The sequence below is a fragment of the Flavobacterium fryxellicola genome, assembly GCF_900143245.1.
Lineage (GTDB): Bacteria > Bacteroidota > Bacteroidia > Flavobacteriales > Flavobacteriaceae > Flavobacterium > Flavobacterium fryxellicola.
Window position 1 is genome coordinate 57,889 of record NZ_FRDK01000010.1, and the last position, 19,394, is coordinate 77,282.

General features: G+C 35.9%; 12 protein-coding genes and 1 other RNA gene. 6 read left to right on the top strand and 7 right to left on the bottom strand.

Annotated features, from left to right (window positions below; all coding sequences use genetic code 11):
* Window positions 1-65 precede the first annotated feature (65 nt).
* The 3 genes from BUA03_RS13385 to BUA03_RS13395 are packed head-to-tail and all read right to left on the bottom strand — an operon-like array spanning window position 66 to window position 4,708.
* Entirely contained in the window at window positions 66-2,084 is a 2,019-nt protein-coding gene (locus BUA03_RS13385; protein WP_066076525.1) for a protein-disulfide reductase DsbD family protein, read from the bottom strand.
* Complete coding sequence (gene tilS / locus BUA03_RS13390; protein ID WP_066076527.1) at window positions 2,084-3,394, bottom strand: tRNA lysidine(34) synthetase TilS; 1,311 nt, start codon at window positions 3,392-3,394, stop codon at window positions 2,084-2,086. The genes BUA03_RS13385 and tilS overlap by 1 nt, the downstream gene beginning before the upstream one ends.
* 27 nt (window positions 3,395-3,421) lie before the next feature.
* Window positions 3,422-4,708, bottom strand: coding sequence for an anthranilate synthase component I family protein (locus BUA03_RS13395; RefSeq protein WP_066076722.1), 1,287 nt, complete (start codon window positions 4,706-4,708; stop codon window positions 3,422-3,424).
* 429 nt (window positions 4,709-5,137) lie between these two features.
* Between BUA03_RS13395 and BUA03_RS13400 the strand changes: the two genes are divergently transcribed.
* Window positions 5,138-5,515 carry a DoxX family membrane protein gene (locus BUA03_RS13400; protein ID WP_066076530.1) on the top strand — a complete coding sequence of 126 codons (378 nt, stop codon included), beginning with the start codon at window positions 5,138-5,140 and terminating at the stop codon, window positions 5,513-5,515.
* Window positions 5,516-5,767: 252 nt separating this feature from the next.
* On the opposite strand, the gene BUA03_RS13405 is transcribed toward BUA03_RS13400, so the two are convergent.
* Together BUA03_RS13405 and BUA03_RS13410 are read right to left on the bottom strand one after the other, a co-directional pair.
* Window positions 5,768-6,766, bottom strand: coding sequence for an LLM class flavin-dependent oxidoreductase (locus tag BUA03_RS13405; RefSeq protein ID WP_066076533.1), 999 nt, complete (start codon window positions 6,764-6,766; stop codon window positions 5,768-5,770).
* A 170-nt stretch (window positions 6,767-6,936) separates the two neighbouring features.
* On the bottom strand, window positions 6,937-8,139 hold the full coding sequence (locus BUA03_RS13410) for an NAD(P)-dependent oxidoreductase (protein ID WP_066076536.1): 1,203 nt from the start codon (window positions 8,137-8,139) through the stop codon (window positions 6,937-6,939).
* 248 nt (window positions 8,140-8,387) lie between these two features.
* On the opposite strand from BUA03_RS13410, the gene BUA03_RS13415 reads away from it, so the two are divergent.
* The 3 genes from BUA03_RS13415 (at window position 8,388) to BUA03_RS13425 (ending at window position 12,058) form a co-directional block, all read left to right on the top strand.
* Window positions 8,388-9,587 carry a serine hydrolase domain-containing protein gene (locus BUA03_RS13415; RefSeq protein ID WP_066076539.1) on the top strand — a complete coding sequence of 400 codons (1,200 nt, stop codon included), beginning with the start codon at window positions 8,388-8,390 and terminating at the stop codon, window positions 9,585-9,587.
* A 109-nt stretch (window positions 9,588-9,696) separates the two neighbouring features.
* Window positions 9,697-10,093: a transfer-messenger RNA gene (gene ssrA / locus BUA03_RS13420) on the top strand.
* 462 nt (window positions 10,094-10,555) lie between these two features.
* Window positions 10,556-12,058, top strand: a complete 1,503-nt coding sequence (locus BUA03_RS13425) for a Fic family protein (protein ID WP_082854267.1) — start codon at window positions 10,556-10,558, stop codon at window positions 12,056-12,058.
* A gap of 576 nt (window positions 12,059-12,634) precedes the next feature.
* Here the strand turns inward: BUA03_RS13425 and BUA03_RS13430 are convergent.
* Window positions 12,635-14,029, bottom strand: a complete 1,395-nt coding sequence (locus BUA03_RS13430; RefSeq protein ID WP_066076542.1) for an exonuclease domain-containing protein — start codon at window positions 14,027-14,029, stop codon at window positions 12,635-12,637.
* Between the two features lie 134 nt (window positions 14,030-14,163).
* On the bottom strand, window positions 14,164-14,940 hold the full coding sequence (locus tag BUA03_RS13435) for an XRE family transcriptional regulator (protein ID WP_066076545.1): 777 nt from the start codon (window positions 14,938-14,940) through the stop codon (window positions 14,164-14,166).
* A gap of 84 nt (window positions 14,941-15,024) precedes the next feature.
* On the opposite strand from BUA03_RS13435, the gene dinB reads away from it, so the two are divergent.
* Both dinB and BUA03_RS13445 read left to right on the top strand, forming a co-directional pair.
* A complete protein-coding gene (dinB, locus tag BUA03_RS13440; RefSeq protein WP_066076549.1) occupies window positions 15,025-16,206 on the top strand; it encodes a DNA polymerase IV in 1,182 nt (393 codons plus the stop codon).
* A 3-nt stretch (window positions 16,207-16,209) separates the two neighbouring features.
* The gene (locus BUA03_RS13445; protein ID WP_066076552.1) at window positions 16,210-19,266 is read left to right on the top strand and encodes a DNA polymerase III subunit alpha; all 3,057 of its coding nucleotides are present in this window, start codon (window positions 16,210-16,212) and stop codon (window positions 19,264-19,266) included.
* Window positions 19,267-19,394 lie beyond the last annotated feature (128 nt).

A 19,394-nucleotide genomic window follows, 5' to 3' on the forward strand; every position in this document is an offset into this window, starting at 1 on the left:
ATTTGTGGAAATTAGTGCAATTCGTGTTTAAATTCAGCCTGCCTTTTGCGTGCAGGCAATCGATTTTATTTTACCTTTTCAAATCGATCAATTCCCTCTCTCAACCAACCTTTGTAGGCATTTATATCTGAGTTATAGCTTTCTGGTTTGTCTGATAGCATGATGCCTTCCGTGTCTAAAATAATATAATACGGTTGCGCATTAGCTTTAAATTTTGTGATCTGAAAATCACTCCATTTATTTCCAATACTTACAATTTCTTTCCCCGTTTCTTTGGATACATATTGTTCGCTTTTAGGTAATTCTCTTTTGTCATCAACATAAAGAGAGATTAACACCACTTCTGCTTGTAATATTTTTAGAATCGCAGGATCGGACCAAACATAATCTTCCATTTTTCTACAATTGACGCAAGCATATCCTGTAAAATCAAGCAAAATCGGCTTATTTACTGATTTGGCGTAGGCCAATCCTTTTTCATAATCTTCAAAAGCAATCAGGTCATGCGGACCTAAATGTGCGCCTTCCGGCAAAATTTGAGCTGTTGCGTTTGAACTGCCTTTTGAATTTCCTACACCATAAGGGCTTTCGCTATAAGTCATTGGTGGTGGGAAACCAGAAATTAATTTTAATGGCGCTCCCCATATACCAGGAATTAAATAGATTGTAAAAGCCAAAACTACTAAGCCAAAAGACAATCGGCCCACAGAAATATGTGTCATGGGACTATCATGTGGAAGTGTAATTTTTCCAAAAAGATAGAATGCCAATGTTCCAAAAATAGCAATCCAGATGGCCAAGAAAACTTCTCTTTCCAAGAAATGCAACTGCAATACTAAATCTGCATTCGACAAAAATTTGAAGGCCAATGCCAGTTCTAAGAATCCTAAAACTACTTTAACGGTATTCAACCAACCACCCGATTTTGGCAATGAATTCAGCCATCCCGGGAACATCGCAAACAACATAAAAGGCAGGGCTAAAGCCAATGAAAAACCAAACATCCCAACGATTGGTGCTATTCCGCCTTTGGAAGCAGCTTCTACTAAAAGTGTTCCCACGATAGGACCTGTGCAGGAAAAAGAGACAATAGCTAGTGCCAAAGCCATAAATAAGATTCCAATAATTCCACCTCTATCGGCCTGATTATCGACTTTGTTTGCCCAAGAATTTGGCAACATAATTTCAAAGGCACCTAAAAATGAGGCTGCAAACGTAACTAGTAAAACAAAGAATATGATATTAAACCAAACATTTGTAGATAATGCGTTTAACGCATCGGCACCAAAAATCCAAGTCACTAAAAATCCTAATACTACATAGATGAAGATGATAGCAATTCCATAAATAATAGCATTTCTAATTCCTTTCGCTTTCGTTTTGCTTTGTTTGGTAAAAAAACTTACCGTCATAGGAATCATCGGGAATACACAAGGCGTGAGCAATGCCGCAAATCCGGATAGAAAGGCAATAAAGAAAATAGACCATAATCCTCGTTTTGTAGCTGGCTTAGAGTCAAGAGGTACTACTTCCTCCTGCGTCGCCATTTTTGAACTTGCTACTGGCGTTGCTGCTACAGTATCTGCTGTAGCAACGGTACTCTTTAAGACATCAACTGCAGTGGTGGCTATTGAAACAGCGGGTACCGTGAACGTAAAATTTTTCTCGATGTTGATGCAAACATCCTTACAAACCTGATAATTAAAATCAACTTTTATTTCCCTAAGCTTCGGATTTGTTATTGTAATTTCCTGCTGTATTTGACCTTTTTTTTCAAAGAATGTTTCATTAACCTCAAAAATGTCATTATAGGCAGTTCTTGTTTTACTTTCTTTGGCCTTGCCTACTAAAGTAAAATTCCCTTTCTGATTTTTGAAGATGATTTCTAAAGGTAATGGCCCACCATCTGGAGTAAACTGCGAATACAAATGCCAATCATTTTCTATAACCGCATTGAATGTTAGGAGGTAATTAGTCTCAGATTTTTTTTCAATTTTGGTAGTCCATTTTGCTGGATCTAAAATCTGGGCATTTCCATTGGCAAAAGCCAAAAAGGCAATAAGGATAAATAGTAGTTTCTTCATTATTCTAATTGTATTTTAAGTATATTCTTTGTTTTGTTTTCAATTTTAAAGCGCTCATCCTGACGAAGACCAATTACCCAAACTATTGTCGTATTGGAACATAAAAGCCATGTGTTTTCTTTCTCAATCAAGGATAATTTTTCGTCTTTAAACAGTTTACTGATTTTTTTTGATTTACCATCCATCCCAAAAGGTTGAAAATGATCGCCTTCATTCCAGTGGCGCAAAACCAATGGATAGTGTAGTTTATCAGCGTCCACAAATATAGTTTTATTTGAACCGATACTAATGTCCATTACTTTGCAAAAGGTAAGATTTAAGGGAATATTAACTTCTTTTTGATTCTCTACAATCGAATACTCCTGATTTCTATCTTCCAAATACAAGGGACTCAAGAGTAAGGAATCCCGATCTTTTAACAAGCGGTACTCCGAAGAAAAAACAAATTTGCCTGATTGGCTGTCGACTAGATCATAAATATCATCCCATGCTTTAAATCCAAATTCATTGAGCCATTGGTACAAATACGATTTGTAGTTAGGTAACTTCTTTAATTTCTTTAAATCAAAATAAATGGTATCGCCATCTGGCTGAGCGACCTGTTGATACACGATAATAGCCGCATCGTCGACCATATCTTGAGCTTGTTGCAAATATCCTTGTGTTTTATGAAACGATAAAAGAAAATTGGGATTCACTTCCTTTAAAAGTGGAACGACATGGTGGCGGATTTTATTTCGAAGGTATTTATCAGAGGCATTACTGCTGTCTTCACGCCATTGTATACCATGTAAAATCGCATATTCTTCCATTTCTTCTTGGCTAAATGCCAAAAGCGGGCGTACTACTTTTTCGTTTTGTTCGGGAATACCTATTAATCCCTCTAAGCCGGTACCACGTGAAAGATTGATAAGAAAGGTTTCTAAATTATCATCAGCATGATGCGCAGTTAGAATATAATCGTATTTTTCTGTTTCTAATAATTCATAAAACCAATTGTATCGCAGCTCGCGAGCAGCAACTTGAGTAGATATTTTATAATCTTCGGCGAAGGCTTTGGTATCAAATTGTGTTATAAATACTGGAATATGATGATCAACAGCATATTCCTTAACGAAACGCTGATCTTCAAAACTTTCCATTCCACGAAGTTGAAAATTACAATGTGCAATTCCAATTTCATACTCCAAATGCTGCAACAAATGAACCATCACCATACTATCTTTGCCGCCGCTAGTCGCTAGAAGTACCTTTTTACCGCTTAGAAACTGAAAATTTTGTAACAGATGATTTTGAAATTTTTGTAGCATGTTCAAATTTAATTAATTCATTTTGATTTAACTCAAAACCGCTCGCATTGCTTTTGCTTTTAGCAAACATTCCTCGTATTCTTTTTCAGGAATAGACTGTGAAGTAATGGCACTTCCTACAGAAAACGAAACGTATTTCTTTTCTAGATTGTATAAAATACTTCGAATAACTACATTGAAATCAAAATCTCCGCTCGGTGTAAAATAACCCACTGCTCCACTATATAAACCTCGTTTTGTTTCTTCTAGTTCTTCAATAATTTTCATCACAGAAATCTTGGGTGCGCCTGTCATACTTCCCATTGGAAACGTAGTTTTCAAAACATCTATTGCCGAATATTGCGCATCTAATTTTGAAATAACAGTTGAGATCATCTGGTGCACTTGCATAAAAGAATAAATTTTACAGAGTTCTTTTACTTCAACAGACCCTTTTTGTGCAGTTCTTGATAGGTCATTGCGTACTAAATCCGTTATCATAATATTTTCTGATCTTTCTTTTGCATCTGTAGCCAATGCATTTCTTGATTTCTCATCTTCAATTGGATCCAAAAAACGTTTGGCAGTTCCTTTAATAGGTTGTGAGACAATTAGTTTGTCTTCTTTCCTTAAGTAACGCTCTGGAGTAGCCGAAAGTAAAAAATGTTTGTTATTCTTAAAAAAAACAGCAAATGGAGGTTTAGAAATTTCGTTGAGTTTACTGAATTTTTCAAAAGGATCTATGGTCGCATTTTCGGCAAAAAACTCCATACAAAAATTAGCTTCATATATGTCCCCACGATGAATGTATTCCAAAATTTTTGCGACTTTTTTAAGATAATCCTTCTTAGGAATTCGCTGCTGAATCGCTACTATTTCGTCTATTGCAGCTGTTGAATTGCGTCCTTTGATTATAGCTTCAAAGTCTTCCTCAACTTCCTCCTCACAAATAGAAAGGTACTGAATTTCGAGTTGATTTCCTTTCAATAAAAATAGCTTTTTAGGTTGAAAAAAATACAAATCTGGAAAATCCAAGCCATCAAAATTAGTAGACTGTAGTTGCTCAATGTTATTTTTTAGATCATACGACAAATACCCAAAAATCCAGTCTTTGGCGCTTTGTTGGTATTGTTTTAAGTCCTCAAAACCATTATGAAAATCAGTTTTAATGGACGTAAAGGCATCTGCGGCAAGGATGCAATCACAACTGGAATACTGTTGCGGATAATCGTTGCTGTCTAAATAAATGATTTCCCTAAATTGTTTTGACCACGATAAAAGCTGGTCTTGAAACAGTTTTGGATTAGAAACAGACTTGTAAATTGAAGTTCTCAAAAAGTAATTGTGTTTAAAATTCAAAATTACAATAAAAAACAAACCTTCAATAATTGATTTTACTAAAAATAGCTTATTTTTTTGTAAATTTGGTAATAGAGACTCCATTTTGGTATTTTCAATCTTTAAAGTAGTCCTTTTATAGCCTCAAAAATTTTCAGATATTCAGAAATTGAGCAATAGAAAAAGCAATTGATTTTTTACACAATTAGAATTTTACTTCAATCCACAATTTACGGACAAAAAAAAACAACTTGTAGGATTGTATCACACTATAATTCAAGCACTATAACCAACAGCTGAGTAGTGGTTTAATGCTACTAATTTTGCTGATTTAAGTGGGCAGGAATGGGAAGTTGTAAAATAGGATGGAAATTGCAAACCCATTATGATAATTCTTTTATATGTAACCAATAAAAACCATATAGTATGAAAATTGCAATCCTTATTATTCGATCTTTATTAGGAATCTTATTCCTTTATACCTCCGTGAGTTTTTTTTTACACCTAGCACCTGAAGCCGAAACTACTGGTAATTTTAAAGCTTTTAATGTTGGTTTAATGGCATCTACTTATTTAATTCCTTTGGCTAAATCTTTAGAGTTCCTTTGCGGACTCTCTTTTATAACCGGTCGCTATGTAACCCTCGCGAACCTTATCATTTTGCCAGTCACATTAAATATCTTGCTGATTAATTTTTTTTTAACTCCAGAAAATCTACCAGTCGCATTATTTGTGTTTTTTGGTAATATCTTTTTAATAATTAGTCATTGGTCAAATTACAAAGGTTTATTTGTAGCACAATAATTTGGCATTAAAAGTAAACGTTACATTCAAAATCAAAGCCTTCGTTTATGGGAATACCCATTTTCAGGGTTACATTTTTTAACGCTTTCAACCATTCCAAAGTAGTAACAACTACCTGTTTAAAAATCACAAGTTAGTGCTAGAATTTGAATTCAATGCAACGAAATAGCACACTGTAAAATTTTTGGATAGCAATAAAAAAACATTACAAAGGGGACTACCTTTTAAAAAGATAGATTCCTTTTGATTTATTTATATGGTATCAATAACTTCTTTCATTAATTGTATGCTTTTCAACTTATCATTGTGGTTGAAAATTGGACTGGTAATCATCAATTCATCGATTTGTGTGTACTCAATAAACTGTTTTAATTCGATTTCTACTTTCTTTTTGCTTCCAATAAAGGAACAAGATGTCATTTGGTTCACATGAAAATGTTCTTCTTCCGTCATAATTCCATCCAAAGAATCCACTGGCGGCTGTAATGGTTTTCTATCATTCCGAATCAAGTTCAGAAACATTTGGGTCAAGCTAGTGGCTAACTTTTGGGCTTCTTCATCCGTGTTAGCTACAATTGCATTGGCGCAGGCCATCGTTTTGGGTTTGTCTAAATATTTTGAAGCTTGAAAATTATCACGATAAAATTGAAACGCTTGCACCATTTGTTTAGGCGCAAAATGTCCGGCAAAAGCATACGGCAATCCATTGGCTGCGGCCAAAGCGGCACTATCCATACTAGAACCTAAAATCCAAATAGGGACATCGGTTCCTTCTGCAGGAAAGGCTCTAACCTTGGCATCTGCATTATCTTTTGAAAAAAAATCCTGAAGAGCAGCAACATTTTGAGGAAAGCGCTGTGACTGTTCGAAAAAATCTTTCCGAATTGCTTGAGCGGTTAATCCATCAGTTCCTGGTGCTCTTCCTAAACCTAAATCAATACGGTTTGGATACAAAATCTCCAGTGTGCCAAACTGTTCTGCAACAATTAATGGAGCGTGATTAGGCAACATGATTCCGCCAGAACCGACTCTAATATTTTGAGTTTTACTGGCGATATAACCAATGAGTACAACCGTAGCTGTACTAGCTACATGAGCCATATTATGATGCTCAGCCAACCAAAATCTATTGTATCCTAGACTGTCAGCAAGTTGCGCTAGTGCTGTTGTTTTTTGAAAGGTATCCTTTGCATCGCTATCTTGAGTAATTATGGCTAATTCTAATATGGAAATTGGAATGTTTTTTTTCATTATTAATTTCAAATTTTAACAAAAATAATCATTTCCTATCGAGCCTAAAATTCTATGGTGTTAAGAGATTTATAATGTTTGAAAAACAAAAAATAGTTTACTCCTGTGCAACCATAAAAAAACCTGCAACTTTAAATGGCAGGTTTTATAATTTATTTTAAAAAAGAGACTTATTTCCCATCTACATACTCTTGCAAATAACTAAATCTTGGAGTCAACTTACCGTTCTCGGTAATTTTAGCTCTTTTCAGAATCCCATCTTTATCTTGGTTAAAAAAGGCTGGAATTACGTGTTCCAAGAACATTTCACCAAATCCTTCGCTGGCATCTTTTGGTAATTCGCATGGTAAATTATCCACGGCCATGACAACAATTGCTGCAGGATGAAAAACATCTGATTCTTTATGTTCGGTAGGTAAATATCCATATAAAGGTTCTGCAATCGTAGAGGATCTGAGCGTACAAGCAATAGGACCATTCACATCACAAGAAACATCGGCAACCACTTTAATCTTGCAGTCATTCGCTTTCAACATTTCTTGGGTAAGAATCACTGGCGCGTCATTACCATAAAAATGTCCTGTGATATAGATGTCGGACACTTTAGTGAATTTTTCAAAATCAGAAATGTAATCCTTTGGATTTTGATAAAAATCAGTAAAGTCTAAAACCTGTCCGTCCTTGCGCTTGTTGTATTCCAATACATCAATTTGGGTGTAAACGGGTTGCGAATAATTTTTTGTCAAATAATTTTCAATGGATACTTCCTTTATTTTAATAGCATCTAAAACTTCTTTAGCTCCATTACCTACTTTACCAGTTCCAGTAATCACAAATTTTAAAGGCGGTAATACCAATCTTTTCAAATGAGCAATCAGTGCCTCTTTATCTGAAAGTGTGTCTGCTTTTGGTAATTTAAACAATCCGAATTTTATTCCAAAAGCCCGAATACTATTGTAAGCTCCCACAATTCCAGCGTATCTTCCAAAACCAATTAATCTGCGGTTTTCCCCATCTACGATAGCTTCATAATCGTACAAATCAATATTATTGGCTAAAATTGCTTGCAGTAATTTTCTGTTGTAGGGCTGTCTTTTGATGGTATGTGAAAAGAAAAAATAAGTTTTATTGGGTATCAAATTCTCTACGGGTACTTCTTTCACTCCAAACAGTACATCACAATCATTGATATCAGCTGTAACTTCAATTCCAAGATTTTCATATTCAGAATCGGTGAAAATCCTAATATCAGAACGTTCAACCATAACGGAGACATTTTGATATTGCTGTTTTAACTTTGTTACTGCATTTGGTGAGAAAACAACTCTTCTGTCTGGCGGATTTTTTCGTTCTTTTAAAATTCCAATTTTCATATCTCTTGCGCGCTTTAAAATTATATAATTTAACTTTATTGTGTTGATTTGTTACAAATGTAACAATTTAAACGAAATTGAATTTATTTTTTAATTAAATCCACAACTTGTAATTCCACTATCCACTGACGCACATAATGATACAAAAATTGTTATCAAAAGTTTCTGGTAAAATAGTGTTAAGGTTTAAAAAAACAGGGAATCCAAAGACATTGATTCTATATATTTGCCTTTCTAGCACCACAGAAATGAATTTTATAAAAAAAACAAAGATACTACATATATTCCTGCTCTTTTTGATATTAAGCTCTTGCGCCAAAGAGAAAAAGAAAGTGGAAATAAATGATGCTCAACTGCCAAAGAGTACATTGCCTAAGATGAAGCCTTTATCTAAACCTGAGCCCAAACTTACTGCCGCGTATATTAATTCAAAAAAGCAAGAGATTGACTCTTTTTACAAAAAAAATTGGCCAAATAATAGTGCAAATGGTAGTTTTCTGGTAGCAAAAAACGGTCAGATTATCTATGAAAAATACGAAGGTTATGCTAATTTTAGAGATAAAATAGAAATTACTAAGTCCACGCCACTGCATCTTGCATCAGTCAGTAAAGTCATTACAGCCACCGCTATTTTGAAATTAGTCAATGCCAAAAGAATCGAACTAGATCAAAAGGTAAACACCATTCTCAAGGAATTTCCTTATCCAGATGTTACTATAAAAACATTGCTCAATCACAGAAGCGGCATGCGTAATTATGCTTATTTTACAGATCGTGACAAAACGGTTTGGGACAGGCACAATATACTGACCAATCAAGATATCCTGACGATTATGGCAACCAAAGATATTGGTTTAGAGTTCAAAACAGATACCCGTTTTAGTTATTGCAATACCAATTATGCCATGTTAGCCCTAATAGTGGAAAAAATAACAAAACTTCCATTCAAAGAGGCGATGAAACAAATCATTTTTGAACCGTTAGGAATGAAAAACACATATGTTTTTGACTATGATAAGGATAAAGATTCTGCTGTTACTTCATATAAAGGAAACAAAGTGGAGATAGGAAAAGATTATTTAGACGCCGTTTATGGAGATAAAAATATTTATAGTACACCAAGGGATTTATTAAAATTTGATAGAGCTAGAAACAGTGCTACTTTTTTAACACCAGCATTGCAAGCTATGGTATACAAAGGATACAGCAACGAACGCAAAGGAACCAAAAATTATGGTCTTGGAATTCGAATGGTGAATTGGGAAACTGGACAAAATTTTTATTTCCATAATGGTTGGTGGCATGGAAACACATCTTCCTATATTACTTTGCAAAAAGAAGGGGTCACTATAATCGCACTATCTAATAAATTTACTCGTAAAACGTATGACGTTCGGAAATTAGCCGTTTTGTTTGGAGATTATCCTTTCAAATTACGAGACGAATAATGAAGGTATGATTTTTGACACTGCCTTTAAAATTTATGGTTACAAATTCAACTTTAAAAGTGTATATTTGCAAACTCAAAATTAAAGTTTAAATTTTGAAATTAGAAAAGGGGTCGACTGGTTTTGACAGCAAGTCGAATTGATAAGTAAGCACGTCGAGCATTGAGACCTTGCTCGTAAATATAAGATCTTACCATTTTACACGGCGAAAATAACTACGCTTTAGCTGCATAATCCGAATTATAGTACGATTAAGCCACGTTCCTATCAGATAGGAAAGCTGGATTCTCCTTGAAAGCCTTGGTTTGTGGCGTTCAGTTTAGGAGAACCGTAAAAATAAACCTAGATTTCCATGAGCTTCGGGTGGATTTCAAAATTAAGAAGATAAGTAGCGTGTGGCTGTTTCTGGCCTAGCACACTATCGAAAACTCAATCAGGAAATAAACGCGTAGAAAGCTTTTTAGTTGCTTGTTTGGACCCGAGTTCGATTCTCGGCGACTCCACAAATGTCAAATGACGCCATTGGAATACAATGAGCGTCATTTTTTTTTCTAAATCGAACATAAATTTAGTATCGATTTAGTAACTGTTAAATTGATAAACTCCGTTTCATCTGTGAAAAAAAAGTTTGCAAATAGTTACCAAAGGATTAATATTCTCTAATTAAGCTTAGAAAGATTCTAATACCGCTACAAAAGCCTGAAAGAAACCTGTTGAATATATATGTTTCTCATTCATTTCTAGTTGCATAAACTTCTTCCATTTTTTTTTATTTAAGATTTAAATAAATTAAAATTACCCCTCAATTAACTCTCAAAATTAATTTTACTCTTGCGAAACCAATTTTACCTCAAAAGCAAATAATAAAATAGTTCGGCGTTAAAATAAATTAAATTTACCCTTTATTAAATAATAAAAACTAAATTTACCTTTACAAAATTAAAATTACCCCAAAAAATAGAAAGTAAATGAAAAAAGTTGGATTTACATGGCTTCAGGAAAAACTGCATATTCAAGGATTTAAACTGACGCACGAATCATATATTGGAACAACGGATAAGACCGAATTAAGTTCAATAAATTCGGTTATACGAACATTCAAATCGAAATATGATGTAAATATTGACCTCCCAATGACTCATTTAGAATTCGCTCTCAAATATGATGATTTTAACCTCGCATTAATCAAGGAAATTTTCACCTCTGTTGGCCACCAAACTATTAGTGACTACATCAAAGAAAATCCAAATAGAAAATATCCAAGAATAATTGGTTACTTGTATGAGTTTACTGGAGGTAAATCTGTTGAAGTTGATGTTACTGCAACTAATTACGAGAATATATTGAACTCATCTCGATATATAACTGGAGATATAACCAAAATAACTAAATGGAAAGTAAACGATAATCTTATAGGGCAAAACAAATTCTGCCCAATAATACGAAGAACCACCGAACTTAGCGCGTTACTCGATTGGAATATTGAAGAAGCTATTCAAAATCTAAAACACGAATACTCTCCAGAAATTTTTAAACGAGCAAGCTATTTCCTTTATAAAAAAGAATCAAAAACTTCAAGCGAAATAGAGAAAGAAGAACCATCTCAAGATAGAATGGAAAAGTTCATAGCATTACTGGAAGAAGCAGGACAAAAATCTTTTGAGGAATCATTAGCGGAAACGGAATTGGTACGATTACAAAACGTCATAGTTGACCAAAGATATGCAGATGATAGTTTTAGGGACTTTCAAAACTATATTGGTCAAACAATGAGAGACTATACACAGAAAATACGATATGTATGTCCACCACCACAATATGTAAAATCTCTGATGCAAGGGATAATAGACTTAAATAAAAAAAACATTTCGACCAAAACGATTATAAAAGCTGCAATGGTCTCATTTGGGTATGTATATATCCATCCGTTTGAAGATGGTAACGGAAGAATTCACCGTTTTCTTATTCATGATATCCTGGTACGTGACGGTATTGTACCTAACGGAACGATACTTCCTGTTTCTGCTCAAATACTTGCCCATATGGATGAATACGACACTACTTTAGAGTTACTTTCAAAATTGATTGAACGCAAGGTAAAATATGATCTTAACGATGCTGGAGAGATGTTTGTTAATAATGCATCCGAAATAGAAGCCATTTACCGATATCCAGACTTAACCAATCATACCGTGTTTTTGGCAAGAGCAATACAAGCTACAATTACTAACGATATTCCAGAAGAACTGCATTTTCTTCAATGCTATGATGAACTTAGAAGCGATATACAAAACATAGTAGATATGCCCGATAATAAAGTTGATCGCATGATTGTGTTTCTTCATCAGAACAAAGGAAAGCTGGCTAGTCGTAAACGTGATTTTTACAAGGAACTAAGTGATGATGAAATCGAACAAATGGAACACGCTTATAATCAAGTGTTCCAAAAGAAAAAACATCCAAATGAATGAGATATTTAATCAAGTAACAACAGTGTAAATAATTAGAATTCGACAGCTCTGGAAGTTAGAATTTCAAGATCGGAACAAAATTAATTATAGGTATTTTTAAATTATAGAGATTAGACTTGCAAATTTAGCAAGCACAAGAAGTTTAAAATAAATCTGAAATTTAGATTATTTTAAACTCTCAAAAAATATTAATATTGGAATTAAGTGCTCGATTGATTCCTCAGTCACTCCACTGGATGAGATGATTGGAAAATCATCCGTTTTTTTATTGTAAAATAACGCACTTCCCTTCATTATTAAGAAACTATAAGACAACATATTGATTATTATGGAGGTTCGATAGCTGAGATTGTAAATTGCGATCGGATACCAATTCAACAAATTCCCTTTTTTGTTTAATTTTTTATTATTGGTATATGCAATAAATTCCTATTTGTCCTTAATTTTTGAGCAAAGTACTTTTCTATATTTAAGGCTAACTTTGTATGATGTGGAAACCCATGGAATTCTTCTTGATAGCATAAAGTGACTGTTTTTTAGCATTGCTATAAATTGTTATTTACCACATTTTTACGATTACTCAAACACCACAAAATTATCGTCCTCTTTCTGAATATGAACTGTTCTAGGATACTTTTGTGCAAAAGAAAAGAGGAGCTGCATGATATATTGATTTGATTTATAAGCCGTCAAGTATTCTTTGACTTGGGATGGATCTGTAATTACTAGGTCTGAATCCAGATAGCCCATACCATAAAAATGCCCCTTTTCGACCCAAATGCAACTGCGTTCATCAGTTGTTCTTCCTTTGTCAATAATGGCAAAACTGGGTCTGCTATTTAAATAAAAATCAATTGCTGCTTGAATTGCATCGTTGTGCACATCGATTTCAGGTAATGCTTCTGTATCGTTTTGCAACGAAAAAACCCCATCTGACATGCTTCCATATTTGCAAAATCTATGATCAATTTCAAATTGTTTGGCTAATTCTTGAAGTACATTTATTCCTCCGTAAATGGTATCAAAAGTTTCCAGACAATGTTGATTTTTGGCTAGTTTTCCTATTGCCAAGTACCGGTATCCATTTCTTGCTTCGTATTCAAATAATCCAAATTTTGGTTCAAAACGTTTCAAAGCTTTATTATGAATGGGCCACAACTGTTTTATCTCACTGCATTCGAGCAATAAAGCCATCAGCTCTGTACCGCAAACTTCATACGTAATGGCGTAGATATCTCGCAAGAAATGTTGCCTTTGAGGTGTAATTTTATGCCCTCCAAAATGAGATGCCACTCGTTTTTTTAAGTTCAACGCTTTGCCTACATACACCACTTTTTTATGCTCATCATAAAAATAATAGACACCTGGTTTATCAGGTAATTGATCAAAGTCCTCTCGTGGTAAATTAGGTGGTAATCGCTGATCTGGAGCTATTTTTTTAATCATTTTATCCATTTCTTTTTCGGTATCCCACTCCAATAAACGGGTAAAAAGAATGGCGGTAGCATCAGCATCACCTCCCGCACGGTGGCGGTTTTCTAAATCTATATTCAAAGAGCTACAAAGCCGTCCTAAACTGTAAGACAACATTCCGGGTCTGATTTTTCTTGCGGCTCTTACCGTACATAATTTCTTTGCAGTCCATTTTAAGCCTGCTCGTTCTAATTCATGACGGACAAAGGAATAGTCAAAATTCACATTGTGAGCTACAAAGATTCGGTTAGTCAGCATTTCAAAAATAGTATTCGAAATAGTATCAAAAATAGGCGCTTCACTAACCATTTCATTCGTGATACCTGTTAATGCAAAGATGGCTGGCGGTATATCCTTTTGAGGATTTACCAGTGTTTCCCAACGATCAATCACTTTCTCACCATCGTGAATGACAATCGCTATTTCAGTAATGCGGCTGTGAGTGGCATTTCCGCCTGTGGTTTCAATATCTACTATTGCGTATTCTTGTTTTTTCATTTTTATACTAAGTAATGCTTTTCTACTGTGCTCGAAGTGACAGTATTTTGATTGAGATTCATAAATTCACTGTATGCTACTTGGAGCTTCTCGACTGCGCTCGAAGTGATCCTGTTTAAATCTCAATGCAGCGTTTAAGTCGTTAAACCAATACTGTTTTTTACCTCAGCTAGATCTTTCTTTAATTCGACAAACATATTTTTGATCGTATCACTTTCCAGTGCTTCGGTTCGTTTGTCACTTCGGGCAATACTACATTGGTATTCCCAAATTTCAAGTATATCAGAAGCTTTGACTTCATACGGCGGATAGAAATAATTATCTGATGCTACCACTAAGGCATTTTTCTTGTTTTTATTAAGGCGTTTGTATACCATTCCTTCGCTTCTCGTAATCAGAATATAGGTTTTACCATCTAGCACTTCACCCAAATGTTCTACGTAACTTCCCACAATAATATCACCATCTTGGTGTGGTGGCATAGAATCCCCTTCAACAGGAAAACCACGGTATTTACCCACACCTAAAAACGGCAAAGAAATTTGTTGTAATTGCTCGATATATTCGGGGTCGGCATATCCATTCAGGTATCCTGCTTTTACTTTTTGGGTGACGACTTCAATGCGATTTTCACCCATTTTATCCACTTGAATAGGTAAAATCAGTCGGTTATTTTCGAGTTTTAACAAGTCAGTTATCTCAATTTTCCGCACATCAACGGACAGTAATAAGTCAATACTGATTTGGTAATACTGCCCGATTTTCTTCAGGATTTCATAGGGCGCCTCCGAAGTTCCATCTTCGTACTTCACATAGCGACCTCTAGTAATCATAAGGCTTTCGGATACTTTTTCTTGTGAGATTTTGTGCTTTACGCGCAAGGCTCTGATATTGTCTGAAAATAAGGACATAACGACTTTGTTATAATTTGTAACAACAAATATACTAAAAAATGTTATCATCTGTACTAATTTTGTACCCTAAAAAGAAATGAAATGGCACGTGCAATTGTACATATGGATTTGGATACTTTTTTTGTTTCTTGTGAACGCTTGAACAACTCGCAACTAGAAGGAATTCCCTTAATTATTGGTGGAGGTGATCGTGGTGTTGTGGCCTCCTGTTCATATGAAGCGAGGCGTTTTGGGGTACGCTCCGCAATGCCAACATCTATGGCGCTCAAACTTTGTCCGCAAGCCAAGGTAATTAAAGGCGACATGGAGCGCTACTCCCAATTATCGCATACCGTAACCGAAGTGATTCAAGAGAAAGCACCTGTTATGGAAAAAGCAAGTATCGATGAGTTTTATCTCGATATTACAGGAATGGATCGTTTTCATGGTTGTTACCAATGGACGGAAGAACTCGCGCAACGGGTAGTGAAAGAAACGGGATTACCAATCAGTTTTGCCCTGTCCATAAATAAAACGGTCTCCAAAATTGGTTGTGGTGAAGGTAAGCCTAAAGGTCATTTGGACATACCCGAAGATCAGGTGCGTACTTTTTTGAATCCGTTATCAATCCAGAAAATTCCTATGGTAGGTGATGTGACTTTTCAGTTGTTGTCTCGCATTGGCATTCGAACCATACAAACCCTCTCCGAAATGCCAGCTGAAGTTTTGCAACGCATGATTGGTAAAAACGGTGTGGAAATTTGGAAAAAAGCCAATGGTATCGACAACAATCCTGTAGAACCGTACACGGAACGCAAGTCGATTGCTACTGAACATACTTTTGTACAAGACACCATTGATATTGCTCACCTCAAATCGATATTGTCTGGAATGGTCGAAAAACTAGCGTTTCAATTGCGTTCCGAAGAGTGGCTGACCTCCACAGTGGTCGTAAAAATCAGGTATGCTAATTTTGATACAGAGACTAAGCAATGCAAAATTGCCTATACCTCAGCGGATCATTTGCTTACGCAAAAAGTACTCAGCCTATTTGATGCGCTATACCAACGTAGAATGCGGTTGCGATTGGTAGGCGTTCGTTTTAGTGGTTTGGTTCGAGGCACCTATCAAATTGATCTTTTTGAAGACACCCAAGAAATGCTCTCTCTTTATGCCGCAATGGATAAAATGAAAAGCCGCTACGGATTTGATGCGGTTATGCGTTGCGCCGGTGCCGCTATGAAACCCAATACGAAAGACACCATTCTTAAACGTAAATCCTAAATCATGTACCTCAATTGTCATTCTTTCCATTCGTTGCGTTACGGCACGATTCCCCTTGACGACCTCATCGAGAAGGCGGTTCGTTCTGGGGTTAGCGCTATGGCCCTCACTGATATTAATACCGTAACGGGAATTTACGATTTTATAACTGCCTGCAAACAAGTAAACATTAAACCTTTGATAGGGATTGACTTTCGTTCTGGGAATGATTTTCGCTATATCGGTTTGGCCAAAAATGCGGGTGGATTGGCAGAAATGAATCGTTTTTTAACGCATCATAATTTCAAGAATATTCCTTTGCCAATGGTGGCACCTGAATTTGAATCGGTTGTCATTATTTATGCTTTCGCCAATGCACCAACGGAATTAAAGACTAACGAATATATTGGAATACGTCCCGAAGAAGTAGGAAAACTTTTTGGGTACAAAGGTAGTTTCGAAAAAATGGTTGTCCTGCAACCGGTGACTTTTCGAACCAAAAAAGAATACCAACTTCATAAAATTCTGCGCGCTATTGACACTAATATTTTGTTGTCTAAACTCGGTGATTCGGATATAGCAACACCGTATGAAGTTATGGTTTCAGAGGAGCGTTTGTTAACCGTTTACAAAGACTACCCACAAATAATTGCCAATACACAAGCGATTATTGACAGTTGCGATTTTCAATTTGATTTTGAATCGCCTAAGAACAAAAAATACTACACTAATTCTCAGGAAAGTGATATTGCATTACTGACCACATTAGCCCATCAAGGGATGCAATGGCGGTACGGAAAAGATCACGCGGCAGCTCTAGCCAGAGTACAAAAAGAGCTAAAAGTGATTGATGACTTACAATTTAGTGGTTATTTTTTAATTACGTGGGATATCATTCGGTACAGCAATAGCCGTGGTTTTTTGCACATTGGTAGAGGAAGTGGCGCCAACTCGATTATTGCGTATTGTTTAGGAATTACCGATATCTGTCCGATAGAATTAGACTTATATTTTGAGCGTTTTTTGAATGAAAATCGCAAGAGTCCACCCGACTTTGATATTGACTGGAGTTGGCAAGAGCGCGATGTGATTTTAGAATATATCTTCAATCGGTATGGGTACGAAAACGTGGCTTTTTGTGGTACCAATGTCGAATTCAAATACCGTTCGATTTTTAGAGAAGTTGGTAAAGTTTTTGGTTTACCCAAAGAGGAACTGGATCATTTGGCTAAGAATCCGATGCGGCTACAACAAAGCAATAGCGTAGTCAAAGAGGTACAAGAGTACGGTATGTTATTAGAAAAATATCCAAACCAACGTAGCATGCATTCGTGTGGAATCCTCATTTCAGAAGAGCCGATTACTAATTATACGCCATTAGAAATGCCGCCAAAAGGATTCCCAATCGTGCTTTTTGACATGCACGTGGCAGAAGCGATTGGTTTTGAAAAGTTTGATATTTTGAGTCAGCGCGGCATTGGTCACATTGATGACACGGTAAAATTGGTAGCTAAAAACAGAGGAATTCGCATTAATATTCGGGATACGAGTATTTCTAAGAATGAAGCCAAAGCCAATACTTATTTAGCAAAAGGCAACACCATAGGTTGTTTTTATATTGAGAGTCCAGCCATGCGGGGTTTGTTGCGCCGTTTGAAATGTGATAATTACAAAACATTAGTAGCCGCTTCCTCTATCATTCGGCCAGGAGTAGCCAAGTCAGGCATGATGAAAGAGTATATTTTCAGGCACAACCATCCCAATCAATTTGAATATTTCCATACAGTTTTTGAAGAACAATTAGGAGAAACGTACGGAATTATGGTCTATCAAGAAGATGTGATTAAAATTGCATTGCATTTTGGAGGACTACCCGCTGCTGATGGCGATATTTTGCGAAGGGCCATGAGTGGCAAAGGGCGTTCGCTGGCTGCATTACAAAAAGTAAAAGATGATTTCTTTGCTAGTTGCGCAAAACAAGGACACACAGAAACACTTAGCCAAGAAATTTACCGACAAATAGAATCGTTTGCTGGCTATTCGTTTTGTAAGGCACATTCCGCTTCTTATGCCGTAGAAAGTTACCAGAGTTTGTATTTAAAAGTCTATTATCCCATTGAGTTCATGGTAGCCGTGATCAACAACCAAGGCGGTTTTTATAGAACCGAAGTCTATATTCATGAGGCGAGAATGGCAGGAGCTACCATCTACAATCCGTGTGTTAATAAAAGTGAATTTACGACAACTTTATACGGAGAAGCCGTTTATTTAGGATTTATGCACCTGCAAGGTTTAGCGGCAAAACTCGCAGAAGCGATCGTCAAAGAGCGCAACCGTAATGGCGATTATCTTTCACTAGAGGATTTTTGCAATCGGGTTGCTATAGGTTTGGAAAGTCTTAAACTATTAATTTTTATAGGCGCTTTTAGGGAAACAGGTAAAACCAAAAACCAATTGCTAATATTGGCGAGTTTACTGTTTAATTCGGCTCCATCGGATCATCAAATGTTGTTGTTGCAGGAATCGGTGAAGGAATACCAATTGCCTAAATTAGAACGTTCTCGTTTTGAAGACGCTTTTGACGAAATTGAACTGTTAGGATTCCCAACCTCTTTTACTCCTTTTGATTTGTTACAAAGCACGTATAGAGGCGATGTAATGGCACAGCATTTACTTCAACATCACAAAAAGCAAGTGCGCATGCTGGCCTATCTAATTTCGAGAAAACAAGTTCCCACCGTTAGAGGCACGATGTATTTTGGCACTTGGGTCGATTTTGAAGGCACTTATTTTGACACCGTTCATTTCCCTGATAATTTACAACAGTATCCTTTTCAAGGCGGAGGCTGTTACTTGCTCTTGGGAACCGTTGAAGTCGATTACCACTTCCCTACCCTAACTATTCTCAAAATGGCCAAGCTGCCTTTTGTTCCTGACCCACGATATTCTGATGCTAAGGACCATCAGTTCTTGACCCAACAACGCATAAAGGAAGATGTGAGTAGCACGAGTCGGGAACCATATCCTAGAGCACATGAGATTAATCTGCCAAGGTATAAAATGGGCAATGATGCAAAGTAATTATAGTCTCTAAAAGAATTCCATACTAAGGCAACTTCGGTCGCTATTTTAGGTTTAATTTTATATAGTATAGCTATTCTTTAGTGGTTTTAGTTCCCATCATTAGCAGGAAGGAACCTCATCAACAG

Bases quoted from the DNA above. Each gene is read 5' to 3' on its own strand.
- BUA03_RS13385 (WP_066076525.1), bottom strand. From the start codon at position 2,084: ATGAAGAAACTACTATTTATCCTTATTGCCTTTTTGGCTTTTGCCAAT.
- tilS (WP_066076527.1), bottom strand. From the start codon at position 3,394: ATGCTACAAAAATTTCAAAATCATCTGTTACAAAATTTTCAGTTTCTA.
- BUA03_RS13400 (WP_066076530.1), top strand. From the start codon at position 5,138: ATGAAAATTGCAATCCTTATTATTCGATCTTTATTAGGAATCTTATTC.
- BUA03_RS13405 (WP_066076533.1), bottom strand. From the start codon at position 6,766: ATGAAAAAAAACATTCCAATTTCCATATTAGAATTAGCCATAATTACT.
- BUA03_RS13410 (WP_066076536.1), bottom strand. From the start codon at position 8,139: ATGAAAATTGGAATTTTAAAAGAACGAAAAAATCCGCCAGACAGAAGA.
- BUA03_RS13415 (WP_066076539.1), top strand. From the start codon at position 8,388: ATGAATTTTATAAAAAAAACAAAGATACTACATATATTCCTGCTCTTT.
- BUA03_RS13425 (WP_082854267.1), top strand. From the start codon at position 10,556: ATGAAAAAAGTTGGATTTACATGGCTTCAGGAAAAACTGCATATTCAA.
- BUA03_RS13430 (WP_066076542.1), bottom strand. From the start codon at position 14,029: ATGAAAAAACAAGAATACGCAATAGTAGATATTGAAACCACAGGCGGA.
- BUA03_RS13435 (WP_066076545.1), bottom strand. From the start codon at position 14,940: ATGTCCTTATTTTCAGACAATATCAGAGCCTTGCGCGTAAAGCACAAA.
- dinB (WP_066076549.1), top strand. From the start codon at position 15,025: ATGGCACGTGCAATTGTACATATGGATTTGGATACTTTTTTTGTTTCT.
- BUA03_RS13445 (WP_066076552.1), top strand. From the start codon at position 16,210: ATGTACCTCAATTGTCATTCTTTCCATTCGTTGCGTTACGGCACGATT.